The sequence below is a fragment of the Bifidobacterium actinocoloniiforme DSM 22766 genome (assembly GCF_001263395.1).
In the GTDB taxonomy this organism is placed as follows: Bacteria; Actinomycetota; Actinomycetes; order Actinomycetales; family Bifidobacteriaceae; genus Bombiscardovia; species Bombiscardovia actinocoloniiformis.
Map to the genome: position 1 here is coordinate 1,561,641 of NZ_CP011786.1, position 13,818 is coordinate 1,575,458.

The window sequence follows — 13,818 nt, forward strand, 5'->3', positions numbered from 1 at the left end:
TGGCGGCCTCTCACTGCGCTTGGAGGACGAAGAGACGGGAGTCGAAGTCGTGCGTCTTGCCCAGCGGGTTGACCCCTCCGAGTTCGCCGCTGGCGGCGTCGGAGTCGATCATGCCGACGCGCATCAGCTCGTCGCCACGGAATTCCTTGCCGTCTATGCTGGAAGGCCCGGTGCAGGAGACCAGGTACTCGTAGTTCGGGTCCAGCCCTTCCAGCTTGAGGCGCGTGAATGGGCCATTGGGCTCAAGAAGGATCAGGTAGTCGCCGATAATGGCGGTTTTGCGATCCTGGGAGACCACCATCCAGGCGCACCGGCTATCAGTGTAGGGGGAGCGCAGGCGGTAAAAATCGCCAGTGCGCAGGATGCCGCGGTACTTCTTATAGAAGGCCACCTGCCGGTTCACGGCTTCCATCTCGTCATCGCTGAGCTTGGCCAGGTCCAGCTCATAGCCGAAAGCCCCGAAGAGCGCTACATTGCCGCGCGTGTGGATAGGCGTGATTCGCTCGGTCTGGTGGTTAGGCACGACCGAGACGTGGGCACCCATCGAAATCGGCGGATAGAAGTAGCTAGTGCCATACTGGGTCTTCATTCGTTCCACGGCATCGGTGTCGTCGCTGCACCAAATCTGCGGGGTGTAGTAGAGCATGCCCATGTCGAAACGGCCGCCGCCCGAGGCGCATCCCTCGATGAGCAGCTCCGGGAACGCGTCAAGCAGGCGCTGCATGAGCTCGTAGACGCCGAGGATGTAACGGTGGCGGAACTCGCCTTGCGCGTCGGGGCCGCGGGTCGCGTCGAAGGCCTCTGAGACATAGCGGTTCATGTCCCATTTGACATAAGAGATGTTCGCGCTGCTGAGTATGCGGTACATCTGCTCGTAGATGTTGTCGACCACTTCCGCATTGGCGAAGTTGAGCAGGAACTCGTTGCGACCGTGGTTCATATGCCGTCCCGGTGTGTGGATGGCCCAGTCGGGGTGCGCCCTGTACAGGTCGGAGTCCTTGTTGATGGTTTCGGGCTCGAACCACAAGCCGAACTGCATGCCCAGGCCGTTGATGCGCTTGGCCAAACCCGGCAGGCCTTCAGGCAGACGCTCACGGTTGGGGGTCCAGTCCCCCAGGCCCGCGGTGTCGTCGTTGCGGGCGCCGAACCATCCGTCGTCCAGGACGAAGAGCTCCACGCCGGCCTCCTTGGCCTTCGAGGCGATGGCGACCAGTTTGTCTTCGTCGAAGTCGAAATAGGTGGCTTCCCAATTGTTGATCAGCACGGGGCGATCGCGGTCCTTCCAGGGGGCGCGCATGATGTGTTCCCTGGCCATCCTGTGGGAGTCGCGGCTCAGGAGGTTGAGGCCCTGGTCCGTCCAGCCGAGCAAGGCTTCGGGGGTTTGGAAGCTTTGTCCGGGCTTGAGCCGCCAGGAGAAGTCCGCGTCGTTGATGCCCAGCTGAAGCCGGGCCACGCCATAGGAGTCCACTTCGGCATGCAGGTCGAAGTCGCCCGAGTAGACGAAGGCGAGCCCCAGCGCTTCGCCTTGGCTCTCGCCGCAATCCGGGCGGGAGAAGAGCGCGGTGGGGTTGGTGTAGTGGCTGCTGGCGTTGCGCAGGGACTCCAGTTGCTGGATGCCGTGGTGGAGGCGCTGGGTCTGCGGGTGGCGCTCGCGGGCCCAGGCCCCTGTGAATTCGGTCATCTCGTAGTCGCTGTCGGGCATGTCGATGCTCAAACTCATCATCCGCTCGATCAGCAGGTCTTCCTGGCCGGCGTTGTTGGCTTGCGCGGAGCGGGCGATGATGGAACTGTCGCTGAAGATGGTGTAGCTGAGGGTCACCACGAGGCCGGTTTGGGCGTCTTTCAGCCTCAGCAGCAAGGTGGTGGCTTCGTTCTCCTGGGCGTAGCTGGCAGGCAGCCCTTGGAGGGAAGGCTTGCCGTCGGTGATTTCGTAGCCGTCGTACTGCAGGTCGATCAAGGTGGAGCCGTTGGGCTGGAGGACGCTGATGGCGGGCCGGCGGTAGTCGCCATTGCCGTATTCGGGGTACTCCTGGCGCAGGTGGTCGAGCGAATAGGTCAGGTCACCTTCAATCCGGCAGGTGGCGGTGGACCGGTGCTGGAGCTCCACCAGATGGCCGAAGTCCTCGCGGTCGCTTACCGCGGCCCCGAAGTAGAGGTTCAGGAGCTTGCCTTCCTTGTCGACCTTCATGATGTAGCTGATCAGGCCATTGGTCAGGTGGAATTGGCGTTGGGATTCGTGAACGATGATCCGCGGTTCATGGGCTTGGGGGTCTGACTGTGTTGCCGTCATGCTCGCTCTCTCCTTCGAGTGGTGATGAGTGGTCTCCTTAGACGGAGTGCGACTGTGCCGTTCAGGACCCCGTCCCAGTCCTTAATCGTAAAAAGCCTCCAAGGCTGTAAACCGCGGAATATCAGGTGTTTTGTGGCCTGCTGTAGTTATTTTTGTGACCTTCCAGCAGGAAGGGGCCAGGTGGGGTTCCTCGCTTCTTGGGGGCCTGCATTCGCGATTTGAAACGGTTTTCGCGGGAGTCCGTCGGGTCCCGTTTGAGGGCGTCGGCCGGGTTTCCGGTGACTGGCTATGTCAAAACTTGACGGAGCGCGGTCTACAAAATTCCTGTGCTTTCGCCGGTGCGCTGGCGGGCGCCAGTGAGCATGGGCTGGCTCTGGTCGGCTCTGGAGCCTGGTTGGAGTAGTTCGAACTGGGGGCCGTATTCGATGAGGGCGACGAGTCAATGTTTTGTGAGGCGGGGGAGGTGATTCACTGTGTGGCCCAGGTGTCTTCACAAGCTTGCTGGGAGGTGTTCGCCGTCAACTCGATAGCGTTTTCGGTTCAGCGGCTCCGAGTCCATGCCACCGCCGTGGTCGTTGCATGAAATATCCAAGATGAGCGTGGCTCGCCGCCAATGGGCCAAGCCAGGAATGGGAATGGCCACGTCTCCGACCGGGGTATCGGCGTTTGCGCGTCTCCACGTACCTATGGAACGCGCGGCTTCCGGCGGGTTGGACAGCGCCGTGTCTGAACGCTGGAGCGACTATACGGCCCCTCGGTTTCGACGCACGGGCGCTGAGGGGTGCCTAATCGGTGCGGCTAAGGGGACAGGATTTCAGTGGCGGTTTGGCGGTCTACCACCAAGTGAGTGACGAAGCCAGATTTGAGCGTTACGCGCAGGGCCCGGACCTTATGAGGTCGGCTGGCCCAGGGTTGCTTTCCCGGTTGTGGCCTGACGTGGACGGGCTGTTTTTGGGGCGGTTCGTCCACGATTCCGCGGCGTTCGTCTCCGTGGCGCGTGAGGCTGTGGCGCTGTCCTAACGGTTGCCGTGGGGCACAGTCAGGGGCTGGACGCGGATTGGGTGTGAGGAAGATGACTGTGAGAATCGTCATGGTTTAGGGGTGCGGAATGGCGGAATTCCGCGGCTTTTGGATGATACGGTGGGCTCGTCGTAAAGATTCAATTATCAATGAGGTTGATAACGCCATGTCGAAAATCAATGCTGCGGACAAGATGGTCCAGGTCATGCAGGCCTGGGGTGTCGACAACGTGTACGGTCTGCCGGGCGATTCGGTGGACACCACCGTCGAGGCCCTCTACAGGGTGCGCGACAGAGTCAAGTTCACCCAGGTGCGCCACGAGGAGGTCGCCGCGCTCGCCGCAGCGGCCCAGGCCAAGCTGACCGGCAAGGTGGGAGTCTGCCTCTCGATCGGCGGTCCTGGCGCCATCCACATGCTCAACGGCTTGTACGACGCGAAGATGGACCATGTGCCTGTTGTGGCCATTCTGGGCCAGATTCAGTCCCACCTGCTCAACACCGGCTACTTTCAAGAAGTAGACCTGCCCAAGCTGTGCGACGACGTGGCCGTCTACAATAAGCTGGTCACCGGTCCCGAGACCTTGCCAGCCGTGATGGATGAGGCCATCCGCATGGCTTACCTGCACCAGGGTGTGGCTGTGCTGACCATCCCCGACGACGTGCCCAACCACAAGATCGAGGACACCTTCCGCCCCACCGCTGACCTCTTCCGCCAGCAGCACCCGGCAATCGACCCTGCCGATATCGACAAGTCGCTCGACATGATCCGCCGGGCCAAGAAGCCGGTCGCCTTCTTCGGCGTAGGCGCCAAGGGCGCGCAGGCCGAGGCTAAGGAGTTCGTGGAGCGCTACTCCCTGCCTTTCATTCAGACCATGCCGGCCAAGGGGGTCATCGACGACGACCACCCGAACGCCCTGGGCCAGGTGGGCAAGCTGGGCACCAAGCCTGCTTACGAGGCCATGTTCGACGCTGACCTGCTGATTCTGGTGGGCACGGACTATCCCTACGCCCCTTACTTGAATGGCAAAATCCCGGCCATCCAGATTGAGCTGGAGCCCACCCGCATCGGCAAACGCCACCAGGTGGAGGTCGGCATGGTGGCTGACGCCAAAGACGCGCTGACCCAGCTGAACGCCCGGGGTGAGAAGATCCCGGAGACAGACTGGCTCAAGGCCTGCCGCAAGAACATGGGCACCTGGCGCAAGTGGATGAAGGACGTGACCGGCAAGGCTCATAAGGGCGTGCTGCCCTCACGCACTTTCACTAAGATGAGCGAAATCGCGCCGGACAATGCCGTGTGGTCCGTGGATGTCGGCACGTCCACCTCCTTCGGCGCGCGTTTCATCGATGTCAAGTCCACGCAGAAGTACGTCATCTCCGCTTGGCTGGGCACTATGGGCTGCGCCCTGCCCGCTGCTATCGCCGCCAAGCGTGACATGCCCGACCGTCCGGTCTACGCGGTATGCGGCGACGGCGCCTTCGCCATGGTCATGCAGGACTTCGTGACGGCTGTCAAGTACCAGCTGCCGATAGTGGTGGTGGTCCTGAACAACCACCTCCTGGCTTTCATCGAGTACGAGCAGCAGTCGGTTGGACAGCAGAACTACGGCATCGACCTGGCGGACATCGACTTCGCCAAGTTCGCCGAGGCCTGCGGTGGTATCGGCGTGAACGTGACCACCGACGAGGAGTTCGACGCGGCGATCGAGAAGTACAAGAACCCCACCAAGCCGGTGATCATCAACTGCGCCTCCGCCGATGAGGCCCCGCTGCCCGGTAAGATCGTCTGGGACGAAGCGGAGGGCTACATGAAGTTCGGCCTAGGCTACATGAAGGAGCAGTTCCGCATCCCCGAGCTGCCGCCCCTGCGCGAGCTGATGCGCCAGTTCCTCTAAACTCCGGCACCCTCCCGCCACTGACGACTTCAGGGCCGCAAATCCGTTGAACGCGGGTTCGCGGCCCTGGCCATACCCCGCAAGCCCGCGCTCCCGCCGCAAGCAGCCCGAATAGGAAACTATAGGAAACTATATGTGGCTGTGGGGCGGTGCGGGTTAGAGGTGGAGGACTATGTGGGCCCAGCTGGTGATCAGGGCCTCGTTGTTCACGCCGGTGACTAGCTGTATCGCGGTTGGGCGGTTGGAACCGACGGGGAGAGCGGGGGCTTGGCTGAGGTGGAGTTTGCCGTTCGAGGCCAGGCTGACCTGGGCATCCTCCACGCTGACCAGGCTTGGCTGATTCAGGGCGGCGACGGCTATCAGGTCGTGGAGCCTGTCCTGTTCCCGCTAGAACCGCCAGGGCTAGCCGCTATAGCGGCGTCGGCGGCGCAAAACGTTCGCATTGCACCTCCAGACCGGCCCCAGAAAGCGAGTAAGAACGGCCAGGTGTGCGATTGCTCGCGCACCTTTTTGCGTAAGTGGCGGGCGGCGAATTGCTGCCCTCACCGGTTAAGGTGAAGCAGGGCCCGTAACTTTCGCATAGTCCACCGTCGTGTTAAAATTCCACGCCGTCCGACCGCGCCTATGAGAAGAAGGGGCAGGAGGCATCAGGAAAACCGCATGAAAAAAGGGCTTTGGCGGTGAAGCCAAAACCCTGCTTGTGGAGCTGATGGTAATCGAAACCACGACCTCTTCGATGCGAACGAAGCGCTCTACCAACTGAGCTACAGCCCCAAGCATTGCCCGACCGTAGCCGGGCAACTCAGCTACTTTAACGCGAAGGAGGGTCAAACGCAAAACTTAAAAGGCGGATGGCGCGCCTGGGCCATAAGACGGACTCGGGAGGCGGCTTGCAGGTGCTGGCTGTACGGCGGTCTGCGCGGCGGTCTGCGCGGCCGAGTGCCGGCTTTCGCTTATTCGCCTGGCTGGGCGGCTTCCTCCAGGGCGGGGGAGGACTTTTTCCTGCCGAACTTGGCCTTGAATAGGCCGATGACCGTGGGCAGGACCGAAATCATCAGAATCAGGACGATGACCAGCTCGAAGTGCTCCTGGACGGCGGGGATGCCGCCGAAGAAGAAGCCCAGAAGGGTGAAGAGCGTGGACCAGACCAGACCGCCCAGGATCGAGAAGGGCGTGAACCGGGACCACTTCATGCCCGAAATCCCCGAGATGAAGGGCATGAACGTGCGGATGAAGGGGAAGAAACGGCCCAGGAAGACCGCCAGCGGGCCCCACTTGTCAATCATGGACTCCGTTTTGGCGATACGCTCCGGGGTCATTGACTTCACCTTGCCCGAGCGCAGGATGGCCTGGCCGAAGAAATGGCCGATGAAGTAGTTGCTCTGGTCGCCCAGGATGGGGGCGAGCATGACCACCGGCAGGAGGACGTCGAGCCCCATGCCGGACTTGGGGTCGTGGGCGAAGACCCCGGCGGCGAACAGGAGGGAGTCGCCGGGTAGGAAAGGCATGAAGACCACGCCGGTCTCGATGAAGATGATCAGGAAAATGAAGGCATAAGTGGGCACCAGGCCCATTGCGATCCAAGAGGCGATAGCGGAGCGAGGGTCCTTAAGAAGACCGATGATCCAATTGATAAAGCCCATTGCGGTGCAATCCCATCATTTTGCGGCTCGCTCGCGCTGATTCGCGTGGCGTCAGCACGCCGACCATTGACAAACCGTACTCACTCTAGCAACCGTTGCCGTCAGGACGAGCGGCGGGATGCGAGCCTACGCGAGGGGATTACAAGTGAACGGAGCGCGGGGCGACCCTGCATCAAATCCAAGAGGGCAGCCACATGTGGATGGCCCAGAACCAGTAGGGCACCGGTATGGCCGTCCATATCGGATAGAAGAAGAGCGAAACCAGTCCCAGCGTCCACAGGACGATTGAGCAGGTGCGCTTGTAGGCGGGGGCGGACAGGTTGGTGCGCAGCCAGTCCGCCAGGTAGCAGATGGACAGGATCATCCACGGAAGGATGACGACCGCATAGAAGGTGAAGGTGGTGCGGTTCAAGTACTGGACCCAGGGCAACCAGCCGGCCAGAAGACCAGAGATGACCGCCAAGTAGCGCCAATCACCCCGCCTGAAGAGGAGGGTGGTCAGCAGGCCCAGGAGCAGGCAGACGCAAGCCAGCCACCACAGGAGCGGGTTGCCTAGGGACGTGACCGAGGCCACGCACTCGGAGCCTGGGGCCAGGCCGCACAGGCCCGGGCGGTCGCTCAACTCATGCCAGTAGAAGGATGTGGGGCGGATTTGCAGGGGCCATGTCAGCGGATTCGCCATATAGGGATGGGGGGCGTCCAGGCTGGTGTGGAAGCGCCACATCTGCCGGTGGTACTCGACCAGTGAGCGCAAGGCTGGCGGCAGGAAGGTGAGGCCCTGGACGGGATGGGAGATGGCCCAGTTCCGCATGTAGGCATCCGGGTGGAGGAGCCAGCCGCTCCAGGAGGCTAGGTAGGTGCCGGCCCAGAGGGGGACCATATAGGCGGCGGTGGGCAGACCGTCTTTGAACAGGCCGGCGGTCAGCCAGCCGCGATAGCCCGCTTGCCGGCGCGCGTAGGCGTCCCACAAGACCGAGATTACCGCGAATACCGCGAAAAAGTAGGCGCCGGACCACTTGGTTCCAGTGGCCAATCCCAGCAGGATCGCGGCCGCCAGGCGCCACCAGGAACACGCGATGAAGGGGCCTGAGGAGTCCAGCACCAGGCGGGAACGGGAGTCGGCCCGGCGGCGGCCCCCGTTCTGCCTCCTGCTCTCGCCCCATTTCCAGCGCGGCAGGGCGGCGGATTCGATGAAGTTGGACGAACGGTTCGCCAGGTCGCGCTCGTAGGCTTCATCCAGGCGGGCGCGCGCCCAGTCCCGGTGTGCGAGCAGACAGGCGAAAGCGGCCAGGGCGAAGAGCATGATGAAGCTGTCCAGTAGGCCAGTGCGGCTCATGGTCAGGCCGAGGCCGTCGATGGAGAGCAGGAAGCCAGCCATTAGCGCGATTGGCAGGTTATGGAAGAGCCTCAGCGCCACCCGGCACAGGATGAGGACCGCCAGCGTGCCGACCAGGGCCGTGGCCGCCCGCCAGGCGAACGGGTTGCCTGCGCCGCCGAAGAGTTTCAATCCCACGGCGATGCACCACTTACCGATCGGCGGGTGAACCACATATTCGGCGCTGGACAGCCACAGGTTCGTGTCGCCCGAGGCGAAGAGCTGGTCGATTGGCAGGTCCTTGGCGCCCGCCCGGTCCGGCCAGTCGCGGGCTTCGCCGGTCATCAGCATGGTCCAGGCGTCCTTGACGTAGTAGGTCTCGTCGAAGACGACCGCGTGCGGCGAGCCAAGGCGCACGAAACGCAGGATGCCAGCGAACAAGGCCATCAGCGCAGGGCCCAGCCAGCCCAGCGTCCGTTGACTGAGGCGGCGGGGTCCAGCCAGGTGCAGGGCCCAGGCCATCCGGTCGCGCAGCATGGCCCACCGGGCGCGCGCCAGCAGACGGCCGCCGGAGTGATGCTGCGAAGAAAGAAGGTCTGAGCTGCTCATCATCTCCAGCCTAGGCGATACTGGAAGCATGAACGAGGTGCAGCGCGAATCGACACAAGACATGACAGGGCGGAAGCAGGATGGGCCGGAGCCTGGTGGCGGTCGGATGCCGGGCGAGGTCTCGACCGCGGGTTCGGACGTGCCCGCAGGAACCGTGGTGCTGGCGGCCACTCCGATCGGGAATACGGCCGATGCTTCCCAGAGGCTCAAGGACCTCTTGGCCCAGGCCGACGTGGTGGCGGCGGAAGACACGCGCCGCCTTTACGACCTGGCCAACCGCCTGGGGGTGCGTGTGGGCGGCAGGGTGATTGCCTACCACGACCACAACGAGCGTCGCCAAGCCGACCCGCTCCTGGATCAGGTGGAATCCGGGGCCTGCGTGCTGGTCGTTTCGGACGCGGGCATGCCCACGATTAACGACCCTGGCCTGGCCATTGTGCGCCGGGCCATCGAGCGCGGCCTGCCAGTGACTTGCGCGCCTGGCCCATCGGCCGCCATGGACGCCCTAGCCCTGTCCGGTCTGCCCACCGACCGCTTCTGCTACGAGGGCTTCCTGCCGCGCAAGGCCACCGAGCGTCGCCAGTACCTGCGCACTTTGCAGGGCGAGCGGCGCACGATGGTCTTTTACGAGTCGCCCCGCCGCCTGGTTGATTCCGTGGATAGCCTGCTGGAGGCTTTCGGGCCGGATCGCGCGATGGCCCTGTGCCGGGAGCTGACCAAGACCTATGAGCAGGTGGAGCGGGGCAGCATTGGAGAAATACGTGATTATATCCAGCAAAATCCGCCCCGGGGCGAGATAGTGCTGGTCCTGGCCGGCGCCTCCCGTGAGGAAGCCGCCGCAGCCGCTCCTGAGGTCCTCTCCGAACAGGATTTGGCGAGGTTGGCGTTGGAGCGCTCCCGGAAGGCGGGGGTGCGGGTCAAGGACGCCATCGCCCAAGTGGCGGCCGAACACCCCCTGCCGGACGGAACGAGCCCCAGGCGCAAGGCGGTTTACGCGGCGGTCCTGGCCCTGAGGGACGAAGGGGAGTGAGGCTCGGCCGGTTGCCGTTCATGCCCTCGTGGGGGTTTCTGGGGGCCGTTGCTGGTCTTCGGCGATTAGTGCCGGTCAGTCAGCCTCGTTCCTCCGCTTGTCCAGGTAGTCCATCAGGAGGCCCAGGGCCTGCTTGACGCCTGGCCCGCCCAGTTGGGAGATGGCCTCCAGGAGTTCGGGCGAGGCTCGGGGGTTGGCGGCCAACCACCGGCGCAGTTCCGGCAGCTCACGGGCTATGTACCACAGGACTGCCGGATCGGTCTCCGGGTCGCAAGCCACGGCCGGGGTCAGGACCAGGGGTGGCTGTGGCGGAGCGGGCCCATCGCTGGGGCGAGGTCCAAGGCTCGCGGCCCCTGCCTGCCTGCTGGAGGGGACCATTCCTTCTTGTAAATACTTGAGTTTGTCAATCGGATTACCGGTCTTCGCTCGCCCGAATGACTTGGGCATCCCACCCCGGCGCTTGCGGGAGGGCGCGTGGCCCAGCCAGCCCCTCACAAGATGTCCCGTAAGAGATGGAAGGTCCGGACGCCGACCGCATGTCCTGGCCAGCGGGGATTGGCCTCCAGCAGGTTCAGGCAGGCGCCGCAGGTGACATGGTAACGCTCCATCAGGGTGTGGAGGTAGGCCAACTTGCGGTCGTCGCCATCGCTGCCTCGTGGCGCGTCTTCACAGGCCAGGTCGCATGCGGTGCGCAAGGGGGATGTGGCCCACAGATCACCCAGCTGCATCAGATGCTCGGTCGGCAGACGGCGGTTGTGAACGCGCAGGTTGTGGCCATAGACCGGGGCGCGGAAGTGCGAGTTGGAGACGATGTCGAGGTGGGGAGGGAAGACGCCACCCGTCCAAATCCAGCCGGCCAGGGCATTGCAGGCGGCCGCTCCATAGGGCAGCAGCGGTGTCACTATGGATGCGCGGCCGAAGATGCCCGTCGCGCGCTCGTGCAGGTAGGAGCACGAAGCGTCCAACGGCTCTACCAAACGGCGTTGCGTCAGCAGGCGCATGCTGTTGGGGCCGGGCAGCTGGCTCAAGTGGACCAGGTTGGGCAGGGGTTGTTCGGCTGGTTGACCACCCATCCGGCTCGCGGGTCGCAGGCGGGCGGGCGCGGACTTCGGCGTGGTCGGCCTCGCCTGCTTTGGCCCGGTCCGATTTGGCCGGATTGGTTTGACAGGCTCCAAGCCCAGGCGGTCGTCAAGGGTGGGCTGGCTCCAGGAGCGTCTGCTCGCGGGCGCTGGTGAAGGTTGCGCGGACGGTGGGCGCGCAAGTTCTGGCCGCGCGGACGCCGGACGCGCAAAGGCCGGTCGCACGGGCGCTGCAAGCCGGGCTTCTCTCCTGCGGGTCGGTGGTCCACCGTCGCGGGGGGTCGCAGCTTGAGCGGGAGCAGGGGCGGGTCGTTCCATTGTCGCGGTCCCGTGTCCGGATTCCGCTTGTCTTGTCAGTGTCATGCGAAGACACTATGCGGGCTTTCGGCGTGGCTGCCAGTTTGATCCCGTGGCTGGGGAGCAAGTGGATGATACGGGAGGCATCCACTTTTTCAGGGGGCAAAAATGTGCATGGATGCCCATTTCCGTCCACTGGCCCCAGTTCCGCTTATGAATCCACCGCTGGGGGCAAGTGGATAAGTGGCGGGTCACCGATGCTTCCGGGCGCTCGCAGGCGCGAGTTTCCGCCATTTGTACCCCGAGGCCGATAATCTGGCAGGCATGAGCAAGATTCTTGTATCCGTCGCCTGGCCCTACGCGAATGGGCCCCGCCATATCGGTCATGTCGCCGGATTCGGCGTTCCCTCGGACGTGTTCGCCCGCTACCAGCGCATGAAAGGCAACGACGTGCTCATGGTCTCGGGCACCGACGAGCACGGCACCCCAATCCTGGTGGAGGCCGAGGCTGAGGGTGTGAGCGCCCAGGAGATCGCCGACCGCTACAACCGGGTCATCGTCAATGACTTATGCAAGCTGGGCCTGTCCTACGACCTCTTCACCCGCACCACCACCGGCAACCACGAGCAAGTGGTGCAAGAGCTCTTCAAGCAGTGCCTGGATAACGGCTACATTTACAAGGGCACGCAGAAGGTGGCGATTTCGCCCTCCACCGGCCGCACCCTGCCCGACCGATACATTGAAGGCACCTGCCCCATATGCGGCTACGAGGGCGCTCGCGGCGACCAGTGCGACAACTGCGGCCACGAGCTGGACCCGGACGAGCTGCTCAACCCGCGCTCCAAAATCAATGGCGAAACCCCGCGCTTCGAGGAGAGCGAGCACTTCTTCCTGGACCTGCCAGCCTTGGCGGAGGCCAATGAAGCCTGGCTCAAGACCCGCCAGGGTTGGCGGACCAACGTGTTGAACTTCTCGCTGGGCCTCTTCCGCGAGGTCAAGCCCAGGGCCATCACCCGCGACATCGACTGGGGCATCCCGGTCCCGGTGGACGGCTGGATCGACAACCCCAGCAAGAAGCTCTACGTGTGGTTCGACGCGGTCATCGGCTACCTGTCGGCCTCCATCGAGTGGGCCCGGAGGCAGGGACGGCCGGAGGCCTGGAGGGACTGGTGGAACGACCCGCAGTCCCTGGGCTACTACTTTATGGGCAAGGACAACATCACCTTCCATTCGCAGATTTGGCCCTCCGAGCTCCTGGCTTACAACGGGCAGGGCTCCAAGGGCGGCCAGCCTGGCGAGTTCGGCGAGCTCAACCTGCCAGAGCAAGTGGTGGCCAGCGAGTTCATGACTATGGAGGGCAAGAAGTTCTCCTCCTCGCGCGGCATCGTCATCTACGTCAAGGACATCCTTGAGCGCTACCAGGTGGACGCGGTCCGCTATTACATCTCGGTCGCCGGCCCGGAATCCTCCGACTCCGACTTCACTTGGGCCGAGTTCGTGCGCCATAACAATGAGGAGTTGGCGGCGTCCTGGGGCAACCTGGTCAACCGGGTGGCCAACCTGCTCAACAAGAATTTCGGCAGCATTCCGCCGGTTAACGAGGCCAAGTTGGACGAGCGCGACCGTGCCTTGCTTGACCAGTCCCGAGCTGCGTTCGACACGGTGGGCGGTCTGATTGACCGCCAGCGGCAGAAGGCCGCCCTGGGCGAGGCTATGGCCCTGGTGGGCGACATCAACAAGTACATCTCCGCCACCGAGCCTTGGAAGATCAAGGACGATCCGGAGCGCCTGGCGGCGGTCTTGGTCACTGGGGCTCAGGCCGTGTCCGATGCCAACCACCTGCTCGCGCCCTTCCTGCCCCACTCGGCCCAGCGGGTCTTCGAGGCTTTGGGCGGCCAGGGCGTCTTCTCCCCCTTGCCCCGGGTGGAGGAGGTCGAGGATTTGGATAAGCCTGGCTTCCAGTATCCCATCATCACCGGCGATTACCGGCTGGGCGAGACTGTGCACCCTTGGAAGAGCGAGCCGCTGACCACCGGCGCCCCGGTGCCCAAGCCCTCTCCCATCTTCGCCAAGATCCCCAAGGAGGCCGTGCAGGAGGAGCTGGACCGATTCCAGGCCGAATTGGACGAGCGGCAAGCCAAGGCCCAGGCCCGTTACGAAGCCGAACAAGCCAAGCTTCAGTCTTGACCAACTAGCGCCGTCCCAGCAGCGGGTGCGCGCGGACGGCGCTTCCGGCGCAGATGGGGGGGGGGGCGAGGTGATGCGGCTTGCATGCAAGGCGATGACTCGCGGTTCAGCGAAATACTGGCTTGCGGGGATGACTGGCTTGTTGGTCCTGCTAGCCGCTACCTGCTAAGTCTTCGGTGGGGTCGCAGGTTGCCTTCACGCATTCAATACTAAATTCTTAGGGGATTTTGAGGTTTTGCCCCCGTGGCATGCAGGCAGGCCTGCTTATATATGAATTACCGGCGGAGCACACAGCCGGTGAGGTTCCACTTGAACCCCATAATTGAATCTCCTTCTTCTCTCTCTTCTCAAAGCCCGGCGGCTCCCCCCGCCGGGCTTTTCTTCATTGGCGCGCGGACGCGCCGCGACGGGCTCAAACTTCGTTTAAGCGTGAACCCCCTGGTCCTTGGCGCAC

Annotated in this window: 9 protein-coding genes and 1 tRNA gene; 3 read left to right on the forward strand and 7 right to left on the reverse strand. The window is 63.5% G+C overall.

From position 1 onward, the window contains the following. Positions 1 to 10: 10 nt before the first annotated feature. Positions 11 to 2,290, reverse strand: coding sequence for an alpha-galactosidase (locus AB656_RS06385; protein ID WP_051905466.1), 2,280 nt, complete (start codon positions 2,288 to 2,290; stop codon positions 11 to 13). Between the two features lie 1,186 nt (positions 2,291 to 3,476). Here AB656_RS06385 and AB656_RS06395 point away from each other — a divergent pair. Then, on the forward strand, positions 3,477 to 5,204 hold the full coding sequence (locus AB656_RS06395; RefSeq protein ID WP_033504259.1) for a pyruvate oxidase: 1,728 nt from the start codon (positions 3,477 to 3,479) through the stop codon (positions 5,202 to 5,204). Positions 5,205 to 5,360: 156 nt separating this feature from the next. Here AB656_RS06395 and AB656_RS07975 read toward each other — a convergent pair whose 3' ends face one another. From AB656_RS07975 to AB656_RS06410, 4 genes are all read right to left on the reverse strand, one after another. Then, positions 5,361 to 5,525 (reverse strand): hypothetical protein, encoded by a 165-nt coding sequence (locus tag AB656_RS07975; RefSeq protein ID WP_156097190.1) that lies wholly within the window; start codon positions 5,523 to 5,525, stop codon positions 5,361 to 5,363. 380 nt (positions 5,526 to 5,905) lie between these two features. After that, positions 5,906 to 5,978: transfer RNA gene (locus AB656_RS06400), tRNA-Ala, on the reverse strand. Positions 5,979 to 6,157: 179 nt separating this feature from the next. Next, entirely contained in the window at positions 6,158 to 6,847 is a 690-nt protein-coding gene (locus AB656_RS06405) for a VTT domain-containing protein (RefSeq protein WP_033504193.1), read from the reverse strand. Between the two features lie 172 nt (positions 6,848 to 7,019). Next, complete coding sequence (locus AB656_RS06410) at positions 7,020 to 8,699, reverse strand: dolichyl-phosphate-mannose--protein mannosyltransferase (RefSeq protein ID WP_414630306.1); 1,680 nt, start codon at positions 8,697 to 8,699, stop codon at positions 7,020 to 7,022. Between the two features lie 178 nt (positions 8,700 to 8,877). On the opposite strand from AB656_RS06410, the gene rsmI reads away from it, so the two are divergent. Beyond that, positions 8,878 to 9,801, forward strand: a complete 924-nt coding sequence (rsmI, locus tag AB656_RS06415) for a 16S rRNA (cytidine(1402)-2'-O)-methyltransferase (protein ID WP_051905497.1) — start codon at positions 8,878 to 8,880, stop codon at positions 9,799 to 9,801. A gap of 75 nt (positions 9,802 to 9,876) precedes the next feature. Here rsmI and AB656_RS08130 read toward each other — a convergent pair whose 3' ends face one another. After that, positions 9,877 to 10,248, reverse strand: coding sequence for a variant leucine-rich repeat-containing protein (locus tag AB656_RS08130; RefSeq protein ID WP_236681865.1), 372 nt, complete (start codon positions 10,246 to 10,248; stop codon positions 9,877 to 9,879). 44 nt (positions 10,249 to 10,292) lie between these two features. Next, positions 10,293 to 10,874 (reverse strand): hypothetical protein, encoded by a 582-nt coding sequence (locus AB656_RS06425; RefSeq protein ID WP_051905467.1) that lies wholly within the window; start codon positions 10,872 to 10,874, stop codon positions 10,293 to 10,295. A 627-nt stretch (positions 10,875 to 11,501) separates the two neighbouring features. On the opposite strand from AB656_RS06425, the gene metG reads away from it, so the two are divergent. Further along, positions 11,502 to 13,364 (forward strand): methionine--tRNA ligase, encoded by a 1,863-nt coding sequence (gene metG, locus AB656_RS06430; RefSeq protein ID WP_033504255.1) that lies wholly within the window; start codon positions 11,502 to 11,504, stop codon positions 13,362 to 13,364. Positions 13,365 to 13,818: the final 454 nt, after the last annotated feature.

What these genes read in the sequence shown, in the direction of transcription:
- AB656_RS06385 (WP_051905466.1), bottom strand. Translation starts at nt 2,290, where the DNA reads ATGACGGCAACACAGTCAGACCCCCAAGCCCATGAACCGCGGATCATC.
- AB656_RS06395 (WP_033504259.1), top strand. Translation starts at nt 3,477, where the DNA reads ATGTCGAAAATCAATGCTGCGGACAAGATGGTCCAGGTCATGCAGGCC.
- AB656_RS06405 (WP_033504193.1), bottom strand. Translation starts at nt 6,847, where the DNA reads ATGGGCTTTATCAATTGGATCATCGGTCTTCTTAAGGACCCTCGCTCC.
- AB656_RS06410 (WP_414630306.1), bottom strand. Translation starts at nt 8,699, where the DNA reads ATGCTGCGCGACCGGATGGCCTGGGCCCTGCACCTGGCTGGACCCCGC.
- rsmI (WP_051905497.1), top strand. Translation starts at nt 8,878, where the DNA reads ATGCCGGGCGAGGTCTCGACCGCGGGTTCGGACGTGCCCGCAGGAACC.
- AB656_RS08130 (WP_236681865.1), bottom strand. Translation starts at nt 10,248, where the DNA reads ATGCCCAAGTCATTCGGGCGAGCGAAGACCGGTAATCCGATTGACAAA.
- AB656_RS06425 (WP_051905467.1), bottom strand. Translation starts at nt 10,874, where the DNA reads ATGGGTGGTCAACCAGCCGAACAACCCCTGCCCAACCTGGTCCACTTG.
- metG (WP_033504255.1), top strand. Translation starts at nt 11,502, where the DNA reads ATGAGCAAGATTCTTGTATCCGTCGCCTGGCCCTACGCGAATGGGCCC.